The organism is Paenibacillus foliorum (assembly GCF_013141765.1).
Classification (GTDB): domain Bacteria; phylum Bacillota; class Bacilli; order Paenibacillales; family NBRC-103111; genus Paenibacillus_S; species Paenibacillus_S foliorum.
On sequence record NZ_WHOD01000082.1, the window covers coordinates 51,422 to 73,529 of the forward strand.

Consider the following 22,108-nt stretch of genomic DNA (forward strand, 5'->3'; position numbering starts at 1 on the left):
GCTGTAACAAGTGTTTTTTATATGTATGTACCTAATAATTGTACCTAAGCATGTCCTAAATAAGTGTTATGTATGATTCAGGCTTGTCCTATTGCTACTTCTTCTCACTAAGCATTTCTTCAGGCAGCTCTATTTGTCGTGCCAGCATATCTTCTCTGGTTGCAACCCACTGCTCTCGAGAAGCACGAATCATAGCCGCGTCCATAATCCGTTTATCATTGATAACTCTGCCGAACCATTTTACCGCATCTTTATAGTTTCTTACCCTACGGTTCAGTTCACCAATTAAATACATGAGACGCGCATTGTTAAGCTCCCCAGCTTCTGTTTCAAAAACACGCGTATAAGCATCCAAGGCAAACTGCAGAAAACGCAGCTCCTGCTCCTCTTGTTCACGATAACGGTACAACCAAGCGATATGATGCAGCAGGCCAGCGATTACGCGCCCTTTCTCGTTTCGAATCTGGGCACATACCAGCGCGAGCTTGTAGGTCTGCATGGCCTCCTCCCAGGAACGCTCATTGCCAAAGTCCTTCTGGACCCAGTTATCCGTAACCTTCTCACGAAACTCCAGTTCTTGAGCATTAGTGAGCTTGGTGGTTGAATTCTCCGAATCGGCATATCCGCAAAAGGGGCATACGCGAACTACATAATAGTCGGGATTTATTTCCTTGTAGTGAATGCAGAAATCAGTGTCTGTATGCTTGGCCTTTTTAAAGCTGGGTCTAACTCTCGAGGTTTGGTAAGTAGTCTTGCAAAATATACACTCCACTTTCACATGAAATAACGGTTCGACCATTAGCTCACTTCCTTATGATAAAAGTAATTCCATCTCTAGCCTTAATTATCCGTATTCACAAAATGATACGCAGGAGCTTGCAGCCGCTGAAGCAGCAGATTTCTCAATTCAGGCTCTATTCCGATGTTGCTAAGCGCCTGCTCCATGCAGCCAAGCCAAGCGTCAGCACGCTGCGCCGTAATCTCAAACGGCATATGGCGGGCCCGCATCATGGGATGTCCATATTGCTGAGAAAATAACGGAGGTCCTCCAAAAAACTGTGTTAAAAACAAATATTGCTTCTCCATTACTGGATCTATATTTGTGGGAAATAATGGCCCGAGCAATTCATGATCCTGAACCAGCGGGTAAAATGCTTCGACGATGCGGCGGACTGCTTCCTCCCCACCGATCATTTGGAACAATGTATTCTCATGCTGTGAATTTTCGGACATATCTTTTTTTCACCTAACTTGTGCATATATTTTTGAAACAAAAAGATGCTAATGCCTCGGCGATTAGCATCTTCTAATTAGTGAAACAAACCTACAAGCTTGCTTCTTACAAATCCTCCTCGCCGGAGGTCATCAATGTTTCCTTAATTACATATACGAACGCACATACGAGAATCCCAGCAATTACACCCATCACGAGGATCAACTCCTATTCTCATATTGGTACTATTGTACCATAATCATTCTGATAATTCAGCAAATTTACGGCAATACGCTATTTTTTTATGCCTGTTCGTCCTACTTCGTCAGGCATGTCTATATAGCCTTGTACATATAGTTACGAATGAGGCTTTAAAGCCTTGAAAAGATTCAGGACGGTCTCAAGCCCTGCTCATGAACTCTCAGGAGGACACCCATGCTATTAAAAAAGTTTCCAACCGTATATGCAATCGCCTTTGTTGGTCTCGGGTTATTAAGCTTGATGTTATTCTTCCCAACAGAATCATTCCATGCATCGCTAAAGGGGCTTTCCATATGGTGGGAGGTGTTGTTTCCAGCCCTTTTTCCCTTTTTCGTTATTTCCGAAATGATGCTAGGTGTCGGTCTTGTCCATTTCTTTGGCACACTGCTCGATCCGATGATGCGTCCTGTGTTTCGGATTCCCGGAATCGGCGGCTTTGTTATGGCGATGGGGTTCGCCGCGGGCTATCCCGTAGCTGCCAAGCTTACGTCTCAGCTCTGGGAACAGCGGCTCATCAATCGTGAGGAAGGCGAACGCCTCGTCGCATTCACTACTTCCTCCGATCCTATCTTTCTGATCGGAGCCGTATCTTTAGGCTTTTTCCACGATGCCAGCTTAGCCGGGATTTTAGCCGCCGCTCACTATGGAACAGCGGTACTGCTAGGCTTACTGATGCGATTCCATGGAGGAAAGAGCGCCGTCATGACCCCGGAACCACTCCCGATCATGCAGAAGGGGAACAAAGCTTCTCGTAGCATTTTGATCCGAGCATTCGATGCGATGCACACAGCCCGTATGCTGGATGGTAGGTCATTGGACGAAATGCTGCAGCAGGCAGTGCGAACAGGGCTGCAGCTTAATTTAGTCGTAGGAGGGCTCGTAGTATTCTTCTCTGTTGTGATGGAGGTTATGACTTCCGCGCATATTATGAGTATTTTTTACATAGGCATTAATTCGGTGCTGCAGTTGTTTAACGTGCCAATTGAGCTATCGAAAGCAGTTGCTAATGGTATATTCGAAGTGACTCTGGGGGCCAAAGCTGCTGGAGGGGCTGGTGCCCATATCGACCTCGTGTTCAAAACAGCAATCGCCGCTTTTGTCCTATCATGGGCTGGTTTATCTGTACATGCACAAATCGTCAGCCTGCTGCATCATACCAATCTGCGCTACCTCCCCTTCATTACAGCACGATTGCTTCACGGGTTGATGGCCTCGACTGCGGTGTTCATCCTGTGGGAGCCTATGCAGCCCTATCGGGCTACTGTAGCAGCTTTCATCCCCCAAATAGACGTTACATCACCAGTATCCACCTTGTGGCGTTATACGATTCCCTGGGGGATCGCTTCGTTTGCCGGGGCATTCATTGTATTGGCACTTTTATATCTTTTGCATGTCATCGTGAAGCAATGTATGAAGCCGTTGGGTAAATAGGATAATAAGAACCAAAAGATTATTCCAAAAGGTTGGTGGAACAAAAACCATGACTACCATGTTTTCTTATCGAAATATGAAGCTGCCGCAGACCATTGAACGATTGCCGGAACTGGCATACAACATGTGGTTCAGTTGGAATGATGACGCCTTGGAATTGTTCAGCAAAATCAACAGAGAGCTGTGGGATCAGTTTCTCCACAATCCTGTCCGGATGTTAGCTGAAACCCACCCTGATGTATGGGAGCCTCTGAGCAAGGATACTGCTTTCGTAAAGCAGTATGAGAAGGTCATCCAGCAGTGGGATGAATACTGCAGCGGAACAACATGGTTTCAAAGGACTTATCCCGAATTTCTTAACCATCAAATTGCTTATTTCTCAGCGGAGTTCGGCTTTCATGAGTCTCTGCCCATCTATTCGGGCGGGCTTGGCGTGCTTGCCGGTGACCATTGTAAGTCTGCCAGTGATTTAGGCATCCCTCTGGTTGGCATTGGCCTTTTATACAAAAAGGGATACTTTAATCAAAAGATTAACAAGGAAGGCCAACAGCTAGCCGAAGCTGTCAGCTATGATTTCTCCAAGCTTCCGATCCTTCCCGCCTTAGATGGCCAGGGACAAGAATTAATCGTGCCCATCCAGCTGGCAGACCGCACGGTACAGCTGAAAATCTGGCAGGTGCAGGTGGGGCTCGTCAGTCTCTACTTAATGGACGCCGATATTGAAGGAAACAGCCAATGGGATCGCGATTTGACGGCCCAGCTGTACGGCGGCAATCAAGATATCCGCATTGCACAAGAGATTCTGCTCGGTATGGGCGGAGTCAAGGCTCTACGAGCTCTGGGTGTGACAACGGCCGTTTATCATATTAATGAAGGTCATGCGGCCTTTCAGGCCTTTGAACGGATAAAGGAACAGCTGGATGCAGGCCTGCCATTCCATATAGCGGTGGAAGTGATCCGCGCCAGCTCAGTCTTTACAACCCATACCCCTGTTCCAGCTGGTCACGACGCGTTTCCAATGCCCATGGTGGAGCATTATTGCAGTGCGTTACTGTCAAGATGGGGCGAGCACAAGCAAGCATGGACTCAGCTTGGACTGGATCCAAGTAAGCAGCTGTTTAATATGACCAATTTGGCGCTTAACACCTCGGCCCTGCGCAATGGCGTGAGCAAACTGCACGGTCAAGTATCACGAGAAATGTTCCGTTCATTCCATGGAAACATTGCTGCCAATGAGGTGCCTATCGCTCATATTACGAATGGTGTTCATATGAACACTTGGCTGGCTCCTGAGCTTAAAGAGCTTTACAACCGATTTCTTCCCGGGACATGGGCAACGAATCAAACTAATGAAGATGCGTGGAAGCTGCTGGATATCATTCCAGTAGAATCTCTATGGGAGGTCCACACCCATCTGAAGGAGAAGCTAATCCGCTACGTCCGTTCCAACCTTCGCGAACACCGCTGCAGAAACGATATGCCGGCCGATAAAGTGGAAGAAGTGCGAAGTTACTTATCCGCTAAAGCACTAACAATTGGCTTCGCCCGACGGTTTGCCACTTATAAAAGGGCTAACCTGGTATTCAATGATCTGAATCGTTTGGACCGGCTCGTTAACAGCACCGATCGGCCTGTGCAATTCCTATTCGCCGGCAAAGCTCACCCTGCTGACCTTCCCGGTCAGGAGATGATTCGTGAGATTTATCGAATTTCCCAGATGGATCGTTTCCGCGGTAAAATCGTTTTACTAGAAAATTATGATATGAATATGGCACGGTATCTGGTCCAAGGAGTAGATGTCTGGCTAAATAACCCACGTCGTCCTTATGAAGCAAGTGGCACAAGCGGTCAGAAAGCTGCAATGAATGGGGTCATTAATTTTAGCGTTCTGGATGGATGGTGGGAGGAAGGCTACGACGGAACTAATGGTTGGAGCATTGAAGGAAACAGTGGCGCTGACGGGGATATTCAAGCACGCGAAAATACAGAGTCCATATACCGACTGCTCGAGCAAGAGATCGTCCCACTCTATTACAATCAGGGTAAGCTGCCAGCACAGTGGGTGTCGCGCATGAAACGTTCGATCGGGACGCTTGCTCCTGTTTATAACACAGATCGAATGGTTATGGAGTACACCAACACAACCTATATTCCAACCATAAAACGAACGATGTCTCTTGTCGCTAACCAATATGATCTGGCTACCAAGGTCGCCGACTATAAGAATTTTATCAAAGCGAACTGGCACTTTGTTAAATTTTTGGAGGTTAATGATGGTTCGGTAAAAAGACCCCTTAATTCTACTGACCGAATACCCGAATTAAGTCAGTTAACCAAGGAAATCACTTCTACCCTTAAATTCGGACCGATCTGGTATAAAGATACAGTTGTAGAACTTCTCTATTATGTAGAGCAGCCCAATCATCAGTGGCAGCAGGTTACGGTTACCATGAATGCTGTGAAGGAGCTTGATAACCGTGTTGTACAATACAGTGCTACCGTCCCTGCCCATCTACGTCATGGGTCCCATTTCTCACTCCGCGTCCGGCCAGTCAGTCCAAATTTCGCTACATCCTTTGAAATGCCAATCGTAACTACTTTTTAAAAACCGTCAGCAAATCGCTCCCTGTACAGCCAATAAGGCTGTTAGGGGGTATTTTTGCTGTTATAATGTCCTGCTATTGTTGTGTTATTGGGAAATATTTATTATGATGGAGTTAATATTATTGTCTAATGATATCGAAGACGCAAAAGCAATGCTTAGGAGGATTCCCCCTTGAAATATAACGTTGTACATCGCGGTGACGATATATCTATCCAATTGATGCAAACCTTCCACCGCCTCGTTCAGCAGCACGGCTTGATTCTAGAGGAGGAAGCCCCGGATATCGTGCTTTCTATCGGCGGTGACGGGACATTGCTTCACGCTTTTCATCAATATAAAGAACAGCTGGACACCGTCGCTTTTGTCGGCATCCATACCGGTCGGCTCGGATTTTTTACCGATTGGAAGCCTGATGAAGTAGAATTGCTGGCTGATATGATGGGAGAAAGCGCAGCGGTTAACGACCTGCGGGTTGTAAAATATCCGTTGGTTGAGATTCAAATTACAACAGCACAAGGAATCGAAACGCAGCTGGCTCTCAATGAGTTTACTTTAAAAGGCGTCGACGCTACCTTGGTGGCCAAGCTTCACATTAATGACGAGCTGCTGGAAACATTCCGCGGCGACGGCATCTGTATCTCCACACCTATGGGCAGCACAGCTTACAACAAAAGCTTGGGTGGAGCTATCGTCCATCCTTCTCTTGATGCCATTCAGATAGCCGAGATTGCTTCAATCAATAACCGCGTATTCCGTACTTTGGGATCGCCGATTATATTGCCCAAACATCATCATTGCGATATTTATCCAAGAGCTAATCAAAATATATTGCTATCCCTTGATCATGTTTACTTACAGCGTAACGACATCTTGTCGATTAGAAGTATGGTAGCCGCCGGAAAGAAGGTTAAGTTCGCCCGTTTTCGCCAGTTTCCTTTTTGGAACCGGGTACGTGAAGCATTCATCGGCTACGAACCGATTAACGAAAACAGATCCTGACAATAGTCGGGGTCTTCTTTTTTTTGATTACATAGCTGCCTCTCCCTCTACCTTCGGGTTAGCAGATACAGAAAGTAAGGAGCACCGATACCAGCCGTCACAATGCCAACGGGAATTTCAACAGGCTGAGCAATAACCCTTCCTATCGTATCTGACAAAAGAACAAGAATAGCGCCAATCATTGCCGAGGCCGGGAGCATTACCTTGTAATCTCGTCCTAGTATTTGAATCGCCAGGTGGGGAGCAATGAGTCCGACGAAACCAATGCTTCCGGCAACTGCTACACAAGAGCCAGCCAAACCAACTGCTATCGCCATTAGAACGATTCTTTCCCGCTGAACGGAAACGCCTACCCCTTGGGCAATTTCCTCCCCCATAAACAGCAAATTGATTCGGTGAGACTTATATACAGCTACTGGAAGGAGTACGACGATCCAGACTAGCACAGCTAACACATACTTCCAATTAGTCCCCCATATGCTGCCTGATAACCATATTTTCACAAAATCATAATTATAGGCATTCATCCGATAGGTCAAAAACAACATACCCGCACTTATGCCTGCACCTGCCGCTATACCAACCAGCAGTAAACGAACCGGCAGCAGCTTGCCGTCTTTATACGCCAATGTAAAAACAAGCAGCGCTGCTGCCGCCGCCCCCACAAAAGCTGCAATAGGCAGCATGTAGACAGGTGCGAACTGGATCTTCCCATAAAAATAAGCGATATATACGACAACGGCTAACCCTGCCCCAGCGTTAATGCCAAGTATACCCGGATCGGCCAAGCCGTTCTGCGAAACTCCTTGCATAATTGCTCCCGTAACGGCAAACCCCATTCCTACAAGAATGGCAACCGTTATCCGAGGCAGCCTGATGTCAACCAGCACAATGGAGGAGGGCCCGCTCTCGATACCGAGAAGAGTTTGAATCACTTCTACAGGGGTGAGCCGGATCAAACCGGAGTTCAAGCTAATCAACACAGCAGCCACGAAACATATCGCAAGCAGCAGAAATTTACTCGTAATCGTTTTCGTATAATTCCGCTTAAGTCTAATGTCCGTTTTCATAGATTTGCTTTGCCATCCTTTCGAGCCAAATACAGAAAAAAAGGCACCCCAAGCAGAGCCGTTATAATACCAACCGGTGTCTCCTGAGGAGGATTGACCAACCGTGCAACGGTATCAGCCGTTAATAATAGCCAGCCTCCGAATAGGCCCGAGCAAGGAATGACCCAGCGGTAATCCACACCGATCAGAAAACGAGTAAGATGTGGAATAATGAGCCCAATGAAGCCTATCGGTCCTGCTACAGCAACAGCAGCGCCTGTAAGAGCGAACACAGTAAGCGCCCCAAAGAGTTTTACCCGTTTCACTCGTTGACCTAAGCCTGCCGCAACCTCGTCACCCAAGCCAAGCAAATTTATATTTTTGGATATAATGAGTGCGAGCAGAATACCCGCTATTGCCCATGGGAGAACAGATAGCACATCAATCCATTTCACTCCGGCTATTCCTGCAGCGTACCAGTACATAACCTCTTGAGCGATGCCAAAATATATTTGGATCCCCTCGGATAATGAAGCCAGGAGCGCACTAACTGCCGCACCTGCTAATGCCAGCTTTACATGTGAATAGTGTTGAGCAGCCTTATAAGATGCAAGAACACCAATCCCATAAACCGTTAAAGTGCCCAAAGCGGCTCCGAGGAAGGAAACGCCTATCATCTGGTGGTAAGAGAGCTGTGGATAGAAAGCAAAAGCAAGTACAATCCCAAAACGAGCGCCAGAGGATACACCCAGAAGACTCGGGCTTGCAAGAGGATTGCGAGTCATCCCCTGCATGATTGCACCGGATATGGCAAAGCACGCTCCTACAATTACAGCAGTCAATGCCCTGGGAAGCCGTACCGCCATCACGGTATAATGCTGAACCTGTGATTCATTATAATGCAGCAGAGCTTCAATAACCGTATGGAGGCGAATATCGGCGGCTCCCGTAGTTACAAACAGCAGGATACCCGCTATTATTCCAACGCTTAATAGCAAAATAAGAAAAGAAGGTCTTAGCCTTCTTTTCTTTGCTTCGGTAACGGCTGCTTTCCCAGAGCCTTTACTCACACTAAGGCTTGAGTCCGAGATCATGAGCCCAGCAGTTCCTTTTTAATCTCGTCTACAAATACGTTGTACATGATTAAACCGAACCCCGTTTTCGTCCCTCTAATAGGTTTCATATACATGTGCTGATTTTTTACAGCCTTCAAATTTTTCCATAAAGGTGTCGCGATAGCTTCTTTCATCTTAGCCTCATAGTCAGGTACGTTCGTATCCAGCAGGAAGATGTGGTCGGGGTTGATTTCCGGTAATTTCTCAATGGCCAGCTTTATTTCTCCGTCCTCTTCAGGCAAACCAGCCGGATACTTGAGTCCTAATTGCTCGTAGGCGATTTTGCCTAGAGGGCTTTTGCTCCCCATTACGCGGGTATCCTTATCTGTAACCTTGAAGAAAACAACTGTCTCGTTCCCTATCTTAGCAGCCAGCTTTTCCTTCAGGCCTTTGGTTTTCGTATCAAACTCCTGCAGCTTTTCTTTGGCTAATGAACCCTTGCCGACGGCTTCCCCAACACTTAGAAATACTTTGGTCCAATCGCCCTCCATGTCTTTGGTGGAGTATATGAGGGTTGGAGCCATTTTGGACAGTGCCTCATAGGGCTTGGAATGATTCTTTTCTTCACCAAAGATCAGCTCAGGCTTCAATTGGAGCACTTTTTCCAGATTGGGGGCAGACGACTGACCTACCGATTCCGTCCCCTTCAACAGGGCTGCTGTATAAGGCTCAAAATCCCCTGCTTCACGCACAACAGAGCCTACCGGACGAATTCCCAATGCCAATAAATGGTCGGCAAAATGAGGGGTTAAAGCTACAACGCGTTCGACCTTCTCCGGTACCACCGTTTGCCCCAAGGCATGTGTGATGGTTTTCTTCTCTGCAGGAGCCGCGGCTGGTGCAGCTGCGGACCCTGTTTCTGTCTTCTTGGCTGTTGTTGCCGGTTCTGTCACTGCATTCGGCTTGGAGCTGCATGCGCTTACTGCAATGGAGAATATCAGGATCATACATAAGGAAATAAGCGTTCTCTTTTTAAGAAACATAAACATACCCCTTTAATTATAATTGATTTACATTGATAATGATTATCATTATTAGTAGTATATGATTGAAAGCCAATTAATGTCAAGACTTATTCCTATGAACCTTCAAAAAATAAGCCTTGTGCAACTTGGAATGCGCGTCAGAGATTCGCTAGGAATGAAGAATTTAGGAACAACAAAAAAACTTACACCTATGTAAGCGTATAAGTTTTAGGATATGCTTTTAATAATGGCCGTTTTCTTATTTCGTATTGTTACTGGACTGCTGCTTTGATGAATTGTGATGGGGCTTGCGATGCGGACGCTGCTGGCGGTTATTCTGCTGTTCCTGATGCCGCTGCTGATGGCGCTGAGGTCTAGGCTGATGCGATTGGGACTGCTCTTGCTTGGACTCTTGTTTCAGCTCTTGCTGAACCTGCTGTTCAAGCTCAATTTGATCCTGCTCGTCCAACTCAGTCAAGATGTCCTCTGAAACACCATTTTGCTGATCGCCAGGCTGATGCTTAGATGCGATCCGTTCAATAATAAAATACGCGCAGCCAAAATTGCAGTACTCATTCAAGTAATCTTGCAACGTGGCGATGGAAGATTCCTTCGTCGCTTTGGGATGAACCTCCTTGAAAAAACCACGTAGGCGAAGCTGATTATAGCCCCAATCCCCCACGATGTAATCATACCGTTCCAGCACCTCGCTGTAACGTTCTTTGAACGCATCTGGCTTCCAACCGTTTTTATGGTCAACTACCACTTCGTATGTTTTATTGGCAATGTGGATCACTCTGTTATATCCCTCCTAAGAGTTTCGCTTTAGCGAAACTGGCGTCGTAAGCATGTGCTGGGTTTGCGTAAGCAAAAACCGGCGTAGTAAGCATAGTCAGGACTTTGCAACAGCAAAGTCCCTTCCATATGGTTCAGCCCATACTCTATGGGGCATGCTAAGGTAATTCAGCTTAAGCCTGCTGAGCGGATTTCACTTGCTCATGTGCGTGGTAAGAGCTGCGCACGAGCGGGCCCGACTCAACATGTTTAAAGCCCCGCTTCATTCCCTCCGCTTTTAGCTCAGCGAATTGCTCCGGTGTATAGTACTTTTGAACCTTTAAGTGCTTGAGTGTTGGCTGCAGATATTGGCCGATTGTCATGATATCGCAGTTAATCTCACGTAAATCATCCATGGTTTGTATAATTTCTGCCCATTCCTCTCCTACTCCGAGCATGATGCTCGATTTTGTAGGAATCCCTGGCGCAATTTGCTTCGAGCGAGCAAGAAGCTCTAACGATCTGCGGTATTTCGCTTTGGAACGCACCTTATCGGACATGCGCTCTACGGTTTCCACGTTGTGGTTCAAAATATCCGGCTTCGCTTCCAATACCGTTCTGAGCGATGACTCACTGCCCAAAAAGTCCGGGATCAGAACTTCCACACTACAGAGTGGCAGTCTTTTCCGAATAGCCAATACTGTCGCCGCGAATATAGAGGCTCCCCCATCCGCCAACTCGTCCCGAGCCACAGAAGTTATAACTACATGCTTAAGTCCCATCTGCTCCGCTGCTTCTGCAACGCGCTCAGGCTCTTGTAGATCTAACTCCGTCGGAAGTCCGGATGTTACCGCACAAAAACGGCAAGCACGGGTACAAATATCGCCTAGTATCATAAAAGTAGCGGTACGGTTGGCCCAGCATTCATGAATGTTGGGACACTTCGCTTCTTCGCAAACAGTATGCAGCGTTTTATCGCGCATCATATTTTTTAATTCCTTGTAATTTTCACCTGTTGTCAGCTTAATTTTTAGCCACTCGGGCTTACGCTCTACTGGAGTAGACATTCATTTGTACCTGCTTTCTGCTTCATTGTCCATACTCTTGAAGCTATTATATCAACCAAAGCCATAACAATCCACTTTCCTTTTGATTTATGATAAACTAGGAAAGTATATGAAATTTTAACGGTACTTCTATGTACACCGTTTCGGAGGAATACGCCTTATATGATTAATTTAGAAGCTATCCTAAAGCTTGTTCGCACTGGAGACTTGGATATTTCCGAGGCTCAAAAGCACATTGACGAGCTAATGAATAAGAATAACGAACAATCTTTCCGAATTGAGGATCTTGGCTTTGCTCAATTGGATATTGACCGGGAGCGCAGAACCGGCTTTCCTGAAGTTATTTATGGGGAAAGTAAAACTGCAGAGCAAATTATTTCTATTTATCAAAAACTGATGGAGCATTCGCAAAAGGTATTGGCTACTCGGGTAAGCCAAGAAAAAGCCGCTTTGATCCAGCAGCAAATCGCCGGCGTTACATATAATGAAGCAGCGCGAACGCTAGTTTGGTATCAAAATGAGGAAGCGCGTTCATCCAATAGCAATACCTATATCGCTGTCGTTTGCGCAGGTACTTCCGACCTTCCGGTTGCAGAAGAAGCCGCTATTACTGCGGAATACATGGGCTGCCGTGTAGAAAGGGTTTACGATGTAGGCGTGGCCGGTATCCATCGGCTATTTCGCAGGCTCGAGCTCATTCGTGGTGCGACAGCGATAGTCGTAGCCGCTGGCATGGAGGGCGCGTTGACCAGTGTTCTCGGCGGACTTGTGGACAAGCCGGTTATAGCCGTGCCAACGAGTGTCGGTTACGGGGCAAGCTTCCACGGCGTAGCAGCTCTTCTAGCTATGCTTAACTCCTGTGCGCCTGGTGTCTCTGTAGTAAACATTGATAATGGATTTGGTGCCGGATATAACGCTGCACTGATACATAAAACCATGGTAGAGAGGGATTAATCGATGAAAATAGCTTACTTGGACTGTTTTTCTGGAATTAGTGGAGATATGACGCTGGCCGCGCTTGCAGATGCTGGGGCAGATCGGAATTATATCGAGGAAGAGCTTCGTAAAATTAAGATCGATCCTTTCACATTGGAGTGGAAACGGGTTAACAAGAAAGGGATATCGGCATTAAAAATGGATGTCCTGCTGGACCCCAACACGCCCCCCACCCATCATAGACATTATTCAGAAATTGTGAAAATTATCCACGGTTCCGGCTTCAATGATCGCGTTATTAAGCTTAGTCTTGCCATCTTTGAGAAAATCGCGATTGCCGAAGCAAAAATACATGACGTCCCTGTGGAAACGGTTCATTTTCACGAAGTCGGTGCAATTGATTCCATTGTTGACGTAATTGGAGTAGCACTTGCTCTGGACTCGCTGGAAGTAGAGAAAGTCTTCTCTTCCCCAGTAGTGCTGGGCTCCGGAACGGTTCGCTGCGATCACGGCATATATCCCGTTCCTGCCCCTGCTACCTTGGAGATGATGCGTGGACTTCCCATTGCACCAACCAATTATTCATTAGAAATGACAACTCCTACGGGTGCAGGAATTATTGCAGGTGTGGTCGATGAGTTTACCAAAGGCTACCCACCTATGATCGTAGAAACCATCGGCTATGGCGCTGGTACACGTGACCTGCCTAACCAGCCTAATGTACTGCGTGTTGTAATCGGCAAGGCGGATCCGTTCGCACATAAGTTCCAGGTTCAGCATTTTGAAACTATTCATTCGCACACTCACCATTCCGAGCATGAACAGCATCATCATCATGAACATAGCCATAGTGGTGGGCATGAACATAGTCATAGCCATGATCACGATCACAGCCACTCTCATGACCATGGACATAAACACGATCACGATCATGACCATACCCACTCTCATAGTCACAGCCATGCTCACGATCAAGGTGGAGCAGATCAGAAGCATGAGCATACTCATACTCACGAACACAGCCATGCTCACAATGACCATGACCACGACCATGATCATGATCATCACGGACATAAACATGACCATCAGCATGAAGAGCACGTACATAAGCCGCATACTCATGATCATCATGTTCACGATCACAGCAACCATGTTCCTCCCGGCCTTAAGCAATAGCTAAGGGAGGCTCAAAGAAAAAGGACACTGCTAATCCAGTGTCCTTTTTTCTTTGCTATTTAAAGTTTGCCATCATTTATTGATGCCGCCTTTTTGTCCGTTCAAGAATAGCCTTCTGACCTCTTCATAAACCTTCTTCAGTGGAACCCCATATTGCCTCGCGGCTTGCTCGCATTCTTTAAATTCTGGGGCAAATTGCACCAAACGCCCTTGGTGGTAGCCGACTTTCACATGTATTCCACCCCATGGTGTCTCAACTTGCTCGAATTCGCGAGCCAGTCGATGGCAGGACGCATGCAAATAACGCAACCCAATTGTAGTTGTTTCACGAAAAATAACTTCTTCCATCAGCTCAAGTCCTTTTTCATCAACAAGCACATTCAGCATAACGCCCGGGCGACCTTTTTTCATAATAATCGGTATCCAATATACGTCGTTTGCCCCAGCTTCAAATAAACAATCACTGACATAAGAGCATAATTCCGGATTCATATCGTCAATATTAGCCTGCAGCAGCAGCATTCCTTCGTCAACATGCTCTTCCCTATGCTGAAATCCCATAGTTCAACCTCCACCCGTTACCTTCTAGTAAAAAATTTTGCTTCAAAAGCAATTCCTTACGCATTATAAGTTATTCCTTTACGCATCATAACAAAAAATCAAACTGCTGGATACGCACCCTATTTTCGAGCTGTCTTTTGGATAAAAATAACTCGTATTTCACATGCTAGTACTATGTAAAAAGTAGATCTAAAAAAGCATGGACACCCTAGCTATGATGGCCAACTATGGAGGTTAACTGAGCATGGCAGCACAATGGAAGCGTTCGATCCTCACTCTATCGTTATGCGGAAGCATCCTACTCGGAACCGTGTTACCGGTGCAAGCCGCCCCTGCTAGCAAGACACCCCCAGCAGGTACATACAGCAAGACCATGAAAATCATATTTACCGAACGAAAGGATATATTTGACAAGGTTAGCGCATTAACAGGAATGCCCTGGTACTATCTGGCCGCTGTCGATCAATACGAACGAACAATTAATATAGCCAAAAAGCGTTCGAGCACAGACGACTATATAGGTATACACTTCACTGAGCTTCAATGGTGCGGCATGATGAATCCTGACCATGAGGATACCAATGAAATGAGCATCCAACAATTTGGAGGTGTAGGCAGAGACGGCTCCGGGGACGGTATCGCGGATCGGAAGAACGGTCTTGACGTACTATATTCGATGGCCATGCTCTTATTAAAACACGGAACCGCCCAAGAGGATCTCCGAATCGGTCTGTGGGAGTATTATCAAAACACACGAAGCGTTGAGAGAATCGAGCAATTTGCTTCTATCTATTCTAAATTTGATACTTTGGATTTGCATGAGCATACCTTTGTTATGCCTCTGCGCGCCGATTACACTTTCCGCAGTACGTGGGGCGCAAGCCGCGGCTGGGGAGGCTTCCGTATTCACGAAGGTACCGATATATTCGCTCGTCATGGGGTGGCTGTTCGAAGTGCTGTCTATGGCATCGTTGAGATTATGGGTTGGAACCCTTATGGGGGCTGGCGAATAGGGATTCGCGATTTGAATAACGTTTATCACTATTTTGCTCATTTATCGGGGTATAGTAAAGAGATTAAAGAAGGAGATCTTATCAAACCCGGTCAAGTAATCGGCTGGGTCGGAAGCTCAGGGTACGGCAAGCCGGGTACTTCGGGTAAATTCCCTCCTCATCTCCATTATGGGCTTTATCGCGATAATGGTTTAACCGACTGGTCATTCGATCCTTATCCTCATCTGCGAAAATGGGAGAGGGAGGAACGGATGCGAAGTAAAAAATAGCATTCGGTACTAAGCAGAAGAACCGTCCAATTGACCGGACGGTTCTTTTCGTTCAGAAATCCTGAGGGATTGCTTGTAAGCGTTCTCTAACCAACGAAGTCAACGCATCTTTCTCTTCCTCGGGGATCCATTCTGTTAATCTGGCCGCAGCAACAGGCAATGTCCACTTATCGATATCGTCGAACTGGAGATCCGAATAAGAAAGATATTGTTTGATATACTCATCTCCCATTCTGTCCCTCATGTGAAGGAGAGCTTCCCTTATGTGGCTCGGTGTGCCCTCAGGCAGCGTACCCAAACGAAATAAGAGCAGTGTGCGTGCAACATCCCCAGCAGGATTGCCCATCATCCCAGTCATCCAATCGATGATCCATTTCTGCTCTCCGAGCATAGCGTTATCCGGGTGGAAATCTCCATGACAGAGATAATTACCGTTCGGCAGCTTCTCTAAATAACTAATAATCGCATTTTTTTCATCGTTCGAAAGCGCAGAAGCCTTATGTATGTTTTGTGCCAGCACTTCTTTTTGTTTCCGAAAATGAATGCCAACATCCTCTGTATTTATTCCATGTGTGTGAATTTGGAAATGCATCTCAGCCAGCATGTCGGTGAAATAATTTAATTCAAGAGGATTTTGTACAATCTTTTGAATGAGAGAATTACCTTCGATGTAGTGGAATATAATTCCAGCCCTTTCCTCAAGCTCTATCAGCCCATAAACCTCAGGTACAGAAATGCCGAGAGAGTGTACAAGTTTATTTATCTCAAATTCGTACTTGATAGCATCCTTCGGGAATCCGATACGATAAAGCTTTAGCACCCTTTCATCTCCATATTCAAATATTTCTGCCGTTCTTCCTTCAGCTATAAATTTCATTTGCCTACTCCCCATTCTCATCACAGATCTATAAATACAGCAAACATTTGACTTCACTTCATAGCAGTAATAACAGATACCGACAGCTCTTCAGTAAACACACCAGCAGAATTAATTTCTAATAAAGCTGATCTTAAATCATTTTCAAATCGTTCTAAGTTATCGCCAAAAAGACGTTTAGAAGCAAAAGATGTGGAGTAGAGATTTCCAATAATCGAATCGATTGTCCATGTGTAAGAATAACTAGGTAAAGCATGTCTTTCTACATTTTTAAAACTTGATTTCGCTACGGTAACCTCGAACCTTTCTTTCGGAGGAGTATAAGTGCTGTTGCCTGCTATTCTTTCGTCTCCCAGCCATCGTTTCACAACTTCATTTACCTTGAGCTGCCAAATTGACGGTTCCTGATTTTCATTATTAATAATAGCTATACCGCCATTATCATCACAGCTGTTATATAGGATTTCAAGAATCAACTCTCTGTCCATCCAATGAAACGCCTTTGCTATTATTATGAGGCCAAAGGAACCCCAGTCAGCTGCTCTCTCTTCCGCTCTTCCCTGTACCCAAGTCACATTGTCCACCCTGTTGTCATTGGATAAGCGATTTGCTTCTTCCAGCATCTCGGGTTCCGTATCTATACCTATTATTTCTTCAAACCAATGATTAAAATTTAGAGCTAATTGACCCGTACCACATCCCAAATCAAGCAACCGCCCTTCACCATTAAGCGAAAACTTGTTCACCAAAAACCGAATAAGCGATGAGGGATATAGAGGTCGATATCTAGAATAGTACCAAGCCGTTCCTTTAAATAAATCTGCACCATAGTCGCTCATGCTCTACCTTCTCTCAAATAAATATAAGAGTAAAAAATATTCGCCGCCGCGACTTTTTTTCCTTTTTTTAGAAGGTAAAAAATTTAATTCAACAAATATAATCACTTCTTATCCTGTTTGGTCTGACCTTCATCATGCGGTGGGGCCATATTTTGTATCTTAGGCACACTTAGCTGAGGTAGAGAAACTCCCGGTGGAAGTGCCTGACTATTTCCGGCAGGGTTACCTTTTCCATCAAAATAATAAGTTGGGACGTCACCAACAACAAGCGCATAAGAGATCGGCACCTCGGTTTCTACAACCTCTGGTACAGTATCCAAAGGAATGATTATGGATACCTCAGCAGTGATCCGTATATAAACCTCCACTAGAATCATATTAATCCCCGCATTTTGATAACGAGTATCCAAATCCACCTTAACAGCACCCGCCGGTACTAGCCGGATTGGAATATCGGGACCGAAAGATGCCAGAATCGAGCTGTTCATCGCCTGCCCCAGAGGGATATGCTCGGGAATGGTTTTCAAGCTGTTCAGTTGATTTTGGACTGTTTTAATCGTGTCTGCTGTAATTTTCATATGCTCCGCATAATTAAGCATGAAGCCTGTAACCTTGCCGTTACGGTCGGTTTGCCAGTCAATCAGCCGTTCGAAATTAGTGTAATTCGCAATCCTATCGGAGATGGCCGTGTTGATGGACTGTGTCGCTATCTGCTTCACACGAACTTTCGCCAAATTCATCAGCGGTGGCTTTAAATTTTTCTCAAGATAAACGAATGATTGCATGACAAACAAAAGCACGATGAAAAAAATCAACACAGCATTACGCTTGAGCTTCTTAGTACCTGTAGGCCGGCTTCTCCACCTTCGTCTAAGCACAATCATGTTTGTGGCTCCTTCTAAGAGTTTTGCTTTAGCAAAACTTACTTCGTAAGTGTCTGCCGAGTATCGTTCCCGCAAGCCTTACTCCGTAAGCACCTACTGTGTTTTGGGCACCCAATGAAATTAATTTCATCCTCAGCCTGTACGTTACAGCTTATGCCGAGCTCAACTAAATAATCCCCCCTAGAAGTGACGGAATCCCCTGCAGTTAATTGATCAGATAATTTTCCCAATACAAAAAAACCGGCCTTAGGCCAGTGACTTATCTACTCTCATATACATTTATTCGTGATGGAGGAATCTGGGTATGGGATCACCTTTGAAAAATCGGGCTTATTATGTGATTTTAACCAAAACGATCATTGGGCATATAGTGATGTATCCAATTTTAAAAGGAACGTGAAACATGCGACAAAATGATAAAGAATTGAATTACACTTATTACCGCCCTCTTGCCGAACAGTCAGCTTATCCTGCTTATCCGTGGCCTTATTACCTCACTCCAGTCTATTCTGCCGAGATGCGTTGGGATCAAACCAATTATCCACACGATCCATCCCATTTGCCTACCGCCCCCATTGCTCCTTCGGGATTCATAAATCAAGAAGATTATTGGGAAAGGCAGCAGCCTCTTACCTTTGTTCTTATCCATGGTTCATGGGCTGACTCCAGCTTCTGGAACGGAATAGCCAATGAATTGCGTAAAAAGGGCCATACCGTTTACACACCTGAATATCCGGGACATGGAGCTGACCCTAATAAGGATGTATCGCACTCCATGATGACCAAGTCCATTGCTGACTTCATTATCTCGAAAAATTTGCACAACGTCATTCTCCTTGGACACAGCTTCGGAGGTACATTAGTTCAAAAGGTAGCTGAGCTCGTACCGGATCGTCTCAAACGGTTAGTTTTCCTAAATGCCTTTGTTCTGAATGACGGCCAGAATCTTGGAGATGAGTTACCGGCTCCCGTTCGCAATGTCTTTGTGGGGCTCGCTCAAAACTCTAAAGATAATACCATTATGCTCCCGTTTCCTCTGTACAGGGATGCATTTGCCAACTTAGCAAGCTTAGAGCTCGTTCAGCAAATGTACAACGAGATCTCTCCAGAACCCGCAAAGCCACTTCTAGAAAATTTAAATCTAAAAAAATTCTATTCCTTGAATATTCCCAAGAGCTATATCTATCTTACAGTGGATAACGCGTTACCCCAAGGTGAAGGATTTGGCTGGCACCCGCATATGTCCAGTCGTCTAGGTCTATTCAGACTCATTAAAGGGCATGGCGATCATATGTCTACAGTAAAAACCGAGCCTAAGATGCTAGCACAAAAAATTTATGAAGCGAGTAGAGATTGAATCGTTGCAATACAGAATAAAAAAAGAGCGGGTATCAGCTTCCCGCTCCTTCGTACTGACTCAAACCTTTTCTAAATATAGCTATGCCGAGAACCACACAGTAGATTGCAGCCAGTGGAGTCAGCAATCCTATCCAGCCCCAGCCCTGCTTGTCGAACAAGAAGGCCGCCGGGAAAAAGCTTACAAATGCATACGGAATAATTAAGGAGAAAAACAGCTGTACACCGAACGAATAGATCGTAATAGGAAATTTCGCGAACTCGGCCAAGCTGCTTACCATCATCGGCAATGCATTATTAGGGGCATGCGTCCAAAAGGCAAGCGAATTAGATATAAGATTAATTGCAGTACGCGTAACCGTAGCTGAGATAAATAATACAACGCCCATAAGCGCCTTATCCCAAGTCCAATCGATATGAACATAACGAAGAGCATTTACAAGCATAATACCTCCGACCACCATGTTGCCTAAACCGTTCATTCCTACAGCACCGCTTAGCACCTGAAGCACCGGCGATATGGGGCGAAGCAGCATCCGGTCCAATTCCCCCGAGTTCACCAGAAATCCGATCCGCCATGTCCCTTCAAAAAAGAACTGAGAAACGCCTGTCGTAAAATTAATGATCGCATAAATAAAAATAACTTCCCAGAAATCCCAACCGTGGATTTGAGGTATTTTCTGATAGATGACCCATATAAAAATAAGTCCCATCGCTTGCGTCAACCCCGCCGCAATAACCAGAAGCAAGAAGTCCGCCTGGTATTCCAATATGGCTTTCAGTTGCTGGCTCATTAACCGTACATACAAATACATGGATCGAATTATTTTTCTTTTCACCGGCCACCTCTTTCCCTTTTCAACTTCCTTTCCTTTATCCACCGTGTATCGTCACTTTTTTCACCGCTATACTCCACAGCAGTTTACCAAGCAACCACAGCACCACGCCCCATACCAGCTGAACAGCCACCATGCGGAGAGCTTCCCATGATGAAGCCTGTCCCAAATAGATCGAAGCCGGAATGTGAACGATACCTTGGAAGGGAAGTAGCAGACAAAGCGATTTCAACCAATCAGGGAAAAATGCCAGAGGAGCCAACGCTCCTGATAACAGGTTGGTGATAGCTGCTCTCGCCAGTGAAATACCGTAGAAGCTGTCCGTCCAAAAGCAGCATAAGCCCGCGAGATAGACCACTCCGAATTTTACGAGCAGCGCGGCCAGCAAACTTACTGCAAATAATAACCAGGCGATGAAGCCTACAGGCATTTGTACTCCCGAGAAAAAGGCGAGCACCGAGATGGTCAGCAGAATGGTCACCGTTCCCTCAAACAAGCTCGTCCCCAATGTTTCGGCAAAACGTGCTTTTTGAAAGTCCAATGGCTTCAATAAATCCAAGGATACGCTGCCATCGCGTATTTTCCCAGCAATACGGCCCTCCGAGGTAAAGGACAAAACAGAGTTTGAAATAAACGTTATTAGTAAATACGCTTTCATAGCTTCCCAAGTAAACCCGCCTACCTCAATCCTCTCGGCATAAATCGCCTTCCATAAATACATCATGGATACAAGGAGGAGAAGACTACCTACAATATTGATGATAAAAGAACTGCGGTAAGCAATGCTATTCTGCATGGACATCTGGGCTAGTGTCACATATTTTCTAATCATTCGCCACCATCGCTTTCGGCGGCTCCGAAGCTGTTAATACAAGCTCTCCTTCGTATACCCTGCGAATCACATGCTCGATCTTCGGTTCATCTATGCGGAAGTCAATCACTTCACCCAACCGCATGACACGGCTCACTACTTCACTTGCCGATACCTCAAACCGGTCAAAGCGAATCGCAATGTGCTGGCCATCCTTCTGTTCTACGAAGGCTCCTGTCCAATCGGTTAACGCGGGTCCAATGCCGGTTAGCGGCTCACTCAGCTGGAAGTGAATTGTCCTCTCACGAGCAAATGCGTCCTTAACAGCCTGTAGGCTCCCATCATAGATGATCCTCCCCTGATCGATAATAACAAGCCTGCGACAAATATCCTCGATGTCTTCCAAATCATGAGTCGTTAAAATAATCGTCGTCCCCTGCTCACGGTTGATCTGCTTAATAAACTCACGAATTTTTACTTTCACCGCAATATCCAAACCGATTGTAGGTTCATCTAAATAGACAATTCGAGGGTTATGTAGCAGAGCAGCAGCTAAATCAGCTCTCATCCGTTGGCCCAAAGACAGCTTGCGGGTAGGTAGATGCAGAAATTCATCTAGTGACAGCAGCTCTGTAAAACGGTCCATATTGAATCGGTAAACCGCTTCCGGAATCTCGTAAATATCCTTAAGCAGAGCAAACGACTCTATAATCGGGAGATCAAACCACAATTGAGTCCTTTGGCCGAATACAGCTCCTATTTTGCGCGCATTGTCCGTTCTTTGTTTATGGGGAACCACTCCATCAACCTTTACACTGCCCGATGTCGGCACCAAAATGCCTGAGAGCATTTTAATGGTGGTGGATTTCCCGGCTCCATTAGGCCCCACATAAGCTACGGCTTCCCCTTCTTCAATACTCAGGCTAATACCGTTTACAGCCTGCTTCTCCCTGTATTCCTGAGTAAACATGTGTTTAACCGCACCTAACAAACCGGGAGCTTTGACCGCTTGCCGGAATGTTTTGGTTAGGTCCAGAACTTCGATTAGACTCATCCGTTCACCTGCCATCC

The 22,108-nt window shown here is 45.8% G+C and carries 21 protein-coding genes; 7 read left to right on the forward strand and 14 right to left on the reverse strand.

The window, feature by feature from the left end; genetic code table 11:
• Positions 1 to 94 precede the first annotated feature (94 nt).
• Positions 95 to 799, reverse strand: coding sequence for a DUF2225 domain-containing protein (locus tag GC093_RS21840; RefSeq protein WP_171654028.1), 705 nt, complete (start codon positions 797 to 799; stop codon positions 95 to 97).
• A gap of 41 nt (positions 800 to 840) precedes the next feature.
• Positions 841 to 1,233, reverse strand: a complete 393-nt coding sequence (locus GC093_RS21845; RefSeq protein WP_171654029.1) for a globin domain-containing protein — start codon at positions 1,231 to 1,233, stop codon at positions 841 to 843.
• Positions 1,234 to 1,648: 415 nt separating this feature from the next.
• Here GC093_RS21845 and GC093_RS21850 point away from each other — a divergent pair, with 415 nt between their 5' ends.
• The 3 genes from GC093_RS21850 to GC093_RS21860 all read left to right on the forward strand — a co-directional run bounded on the left by GC093_RS21850 (position 1,649) and on the right by GC093_RS21860 (position 6,509).
• Entirely contained in the window at positions 1,649 to 2,905 is a 1,257-nt protein-coding gene (locus GC093_RS21850) for a nucleoside recognition domain-containing protein (RefSeq protein WP_171654030.1), read from the forward strand.
• 49 nt (positions 2,906 to 2,954) lie between these two features.
• Positions 2,955 to 5,510 carry an alpha-glucan family phosphorylase gene (gene glgP / locus GC093_RS21855; protein ID WP_171654031.1) on the forward strand — a complete coding sequence of 852 codons (2,556 nt, stop codon included), beginning with the start codon at positions 2,955 to 2,957 and terminating at the stop codon, positions 5,508 to 5,510.
• Positions 5,511 to 5,681: 171 nt separating this feature from the next.
• Positions 5,682 to 6,509 (forward strand): NAD kinase, encoded by an 828-nt coding sequence (locus tag GC093_RS21860; protein WP_171654032.1) that lies wholly within the window; start codon positions 5,682 to 5,684, stop codon positions 6,507 to 6,509.
• A gap of 47 nt (positions 6,510 to 6,556) precedes the next feature.
• Here GC093_RS21860 and GC093_RS21865 read toward each other — a convergent pair whose 3' ends face one another.
• The 5 genes from GC093_RS21865 to lipA form a co-directional block, all read right to left on the reverse strand.
• Positions 6,557 to 7,579, reverse strand: coding sequence for a FecCD family ABC transporter permease (locus GC093_RS21865; RefSeq protein WP_171654033.1), 1,023 nt, complete (start codon positions 7,577 to 7,579; stop codon positions 6,557 to 6,559).
• Entirely contained in the window at positions 7,576 to 8,652 is a 1,077-nt protein-coding gene (locus tag GC093_RS21870) for a FecCD family ABC transporter permease (protein WP_171654034.1), read from the reverse strand. The genes GC093_RS21865 and GC093_RS21870 overlap by 4 nt, the downstream gene beginning before the upstream one ends.
• Positions 8,649 to 9,656 carry an ABC transporter substrate-binding protein gene (locus tag GC093_RS21875; RefSeq protein ID WP_216624752.1) on the reverse strand — a complete coding sequence of 336 codons (1,008 nt, stop codon included), beginning with the start codon at positions 9,654 to 9,656 and terminating at the stop codon, positions 8,649 to 8,651. Before GC093_RS21875 ends, GC093_RS21870 begins: the two co-directional genes overlap by 4 nt.
• A gap of 241 nt (positions 9,657 to 9,897) precedes the next feature.
• Complete coding sequence (locus GC093_RS36070) at positions 9,898 to 10,434, reverse strand: YutD family protein (RefSeq protein WP_312886589.1); 537 nt, start codon at positions 10,432 to 10,434, stop codon at positions 9,898 to 9,900.
• A gap of 172 nt (positions 10,435 to 10,606) precedes the next feature.
• Positions 10,607 to 11,479, reverse strand: a complete 873-nt coding sequence (gene lipA, locus GC093_RS21885; RefSeq protein WP_171654036.1) for a lipoyl synthase — start codon at positions 11,477 to 11,479, stop codon at positions 10,607 to 10,609.
• Positions 11,480 to 11,641: 162 nt separating this feature from the next.
• Between lipA and larB the strand changes: the two genes are divergently transcribed.
• Positions 11,642 to 12,433, forward strand: coding sequence for a nickel pincer cofactor biosynthesis protein LarB (gene larB / locus GC093_RS21890; protein ID WP_171654037.1), 792 nt, complete (start codon positions 11,642 to 11,644; stop codon positions 12,431 to 12,433).
• Positions 12,434 to 12,436: 3 nt separating this feature from the next.
• Positions 12,437 to 13,591: a nickel pincer cofactor biosynthesis protein LarC gene (gene larC / locus GC093_RS21895; protein WP_171654038.1), complete on the forward strand. Its 1,155-nt coding sequence runs from the start codon at positions 12,437 to 12,439 to the stop codon at positions 13,589 to 13,591.
• 72 nt (positions 13,592 to 13,663) lie between these two features.
• Here larC and larC2 read toward each other — a convergent pair whose 3' ends face one another.
• Complete coding sequence (larC2, locus tag GC093_RS21900; protein ID WP_171654039.1) at positions 13,664 to 14,152, reverse strand: nickel pincer cofactor biosynthesis protein LarC2; 489 nt, start codon at positions 14,150 to 14,152, stop codon at positions 13,664 to 13,666.
• Between the two features lie 244 nt (positions 14,153 to 14,396).
• Between larC2 and GC093_RS21905 the strand changes: the two genes are divergently transcribed.
• Positions 14,397 to 15,434: a M23 family metallopeptidase gene (locus tag GC093_RS21905; RefSeq protein WP_171654040.1), complete on the forward strand. Its 1,038-nt coding sequence runs from the start codon at positions 14,397 to 14,399 to the stop codon at positions 15,432 to 15,434.
• A 52-nt stretch (positions 15,435 to 15,486) separates the two neighbouring features.
• Here the strand turns inward: GC093_RS21905 and GC093_RS21910 are convergent, their stop codons facing one another.
• From GC093_RS21910 to yunB, 3 genes are all read right to left on the reverse strand, one after another.
• Positions 15,487 to 16,311, reverse strand: coding sequence for a phosphotransferase family protein (locus tag GC093_RS21910; protein WP_171654041.1), 825 nt, complete (start codon positions 16,309 to 16,311; stop codon positions 15,487 to 15,489).
• A gap of 53 nt (positions 16,312 to 16,364) precedes the next feature.
• On the reverse strand, positions 16,365 to 17,150 hold the full coding sequence (locus tag GC093_RS21915) for a class I SAM-dependent methyltransferase (protein ID WP_171654042.1): 786 nt from the start codon (positions 17,148 to 17,150) through the stop codon (positions 16,365 to 16,367).
• Positions 17,151 to 17,251: 101 nt separating this feature from the next.
• Positions 17,252 to 18,034 carry a sporulation protein YunB gene (gene yunB / locus GC093_RS21920; RefSeq protein WP_216624753.1) on the reverse strand — a complete coding sequence of 261 codons (783 nt, stop codon included), beginning with the start codon at positions 18,032 to 18,034 and terminating at the stop codon, positions 17,252 to 17,254.
• Between the two features lie 403 nt (positions 18,035 to 18,437).
• Here yunB and GC093_RS21925 point away from each other — a divergent pair, with 403 nt between their 5' ends.
• On the forward strand, positions 18,438 to 19,391 hold the full coding sequence (locus GC093_RS21925; protein WP_246315006.1) for an alpha/beta fold hydrolase: 954 nt from the start codon (positions 18,438 to 18,440) through the stop codon (positions 19,389 to 19,391).
• 34 nt (positions 19,392 to 19,425) lie between these two features.
• On the opposite strand, the gene GC093_RS21930 is transcribed toward GC093_RS21925, so the two are convergent.
• Genes GC093_RS21930 through GC093_RS21940 form a run of 3 tightly spaced genes read right to left on the reverse strand, consistent with a single transcriptional unit; the run spans position 19,426 to position 22,091 of the window.
• Complete coding sequence (locus tag GC093_RS21930) at positions 19,426 to 20,229, reverse strand: ABC transporter permease (RefSeq protein WP_312886590.1); 804 nt, start codon at positions 20,227 to 20,229, stop codon at positions 19,426 to 19,428.
• Positions 20,230 to 20,263: 34 nt separating this feature from the next.
• Complete coding sequence (locus GC093_RS21935) at positions 20,264 to 21,058, reverse strand: ABC transporter permease (RefSeq protein WP_171654043.1); 795 nt, start codon at positions 21,056 to 21,058, stop codon at positions 20,264 to 20,266.
• A complete protein-coding gene (locus GC093_RS21940; protein WP_171654044.1) occupies positions 21,051 to 22,091 on the reverse strand; it encodes an ABC transporter ATP-binding protein in 1,041 nt (346 codons plus the stop codon). The genes GC093_RS21935 and GC093_RS21940 overlap by 8 nt, the downstream gene beginning before the upstream one ends.
• Positions 22,092 to 22,108: the final 17 nt, after the last annotated feature.

Bases quoted from the DNA above. Each gene is read 5' to 3' on its own strand.
- GC093_RS21840 (WP_171654028.1), bottom strand. From the start codon at position 799: ATGGTCGAACCGTTATTTCATGTGAAAGTGGAGTGTATATTTTGCAAG.
- GC093_RS21845 (WP_171654029.1), bottom strand. From the start codon at position 1,233: ATGTCCGAAAATTCACAGCATGAGAATACATTGTTCCAAATGATCGGT.
- GC093_RS21850 (WP_171654030.1), top strand. From the start codon at position 1,649: ATGCTATTAAAAAAGTTTCCAACCGTATATGCAATCGCCTTTGTTGGT.
- glgP (WP_171654031.1), top strand. From the start codon at position 2,955: ATGACTACCATGTTTTCTTATCGAAATATGAAGCTGCCGCAGACCATT.
- GC093_RS21865 (WP_171654033.1), bottom strand. From the start codon at position 7,579: ATGAAAACGGACATTAGACTTAAGCGGAATTATACGAAAACGATTACG.
- GC093_RS21870 (WP_171654034.1), bottom strand. From the start codon at position 8,652: ATGATCTCGGACTCAAGCCTTAGTGTGAGTAAAGGCTCTGGGAAAGCA.
- GC093_RS21875 (WP_216624752.1), bottom strand. From the start codon at position 9,656: ATGTTTCTTAAAAAGAGAACGCTTATTTCCTTATGTATGATCCTGATA.
- lipA (WP_171654036.1), bottom strand. From the start codon at position 11,479: ATGTCTACTCCAGTAGAGCGTAAGCCCGAGTGGCTAAAAATTAAGCTG.
- larB (WP_171654037.1), top strand. From the start codon at position 11,642: ATGATTAATTTAGAAGCTATCCTAAAGCTTGTTCGCACTGGAGACTTG.
- larC (WP_171654038.1), top strand. From the start codon at position 12,437: ATGAAAATAGCTTACTTGGACTGTTTTTCTGGAATTAGTGGAGATATG.
- larC2 (WP_171654039.1), bottom strand. From the start codon at position 14,152: ATGGGATTTCAGCATAGGGAAGAGCATGTTGACGAAGGAATGCTGCTG.
- GC093_RS21905 (WP_171654040.1), top strand. From the start codon at position 14,397: ATGGCAGCACAATGGAAGCGTTCGATCCTCACTCTATCGTTATGCGGA.
- GC093_RS21910 (WP_171654041.1), bottom strand. From the start codon at position 16,311: ATGAAATTTATAGCTGAAGGAAGAACGGCAGAAATATTTGAATATGGA.
- GC093_RS21915 (WP_171654042.1), bottom strand. From the start codon at position 17,150: ATGAGCGACTATGGTGCAGATTTATTTAAAGGAACGGCTTGGTACTAT.
- yunB (WP_216624753.1), bottom strand. From the start codon at position 18,034: ATGATTGTGCTTAGACGAAGGTGGAGAAGCCGGCCTACAGGTACTAAG.
- GC093_RS21925 (WP_246315006.1), top strand. From the start codon at position 18,438: ATGCGACAAAATGATAAAGAATTGAATTACACTTATTACCGCCCTCTT.
- GC093_RS21935 (WP_171654043.1), bottom strand. From the start codon at position 21,058: ATGATTAGAAAATATGTGACACTAGCCCAGATGTCCATGCAGAATAGC.
- GC093_RS21940 (WP_171654044.1), bottom strand. From the start codon at position 22,091: ATGAGTCTAATCGAAGTTCTGGACCTAACCAAAACATTCCGGCAAGCG.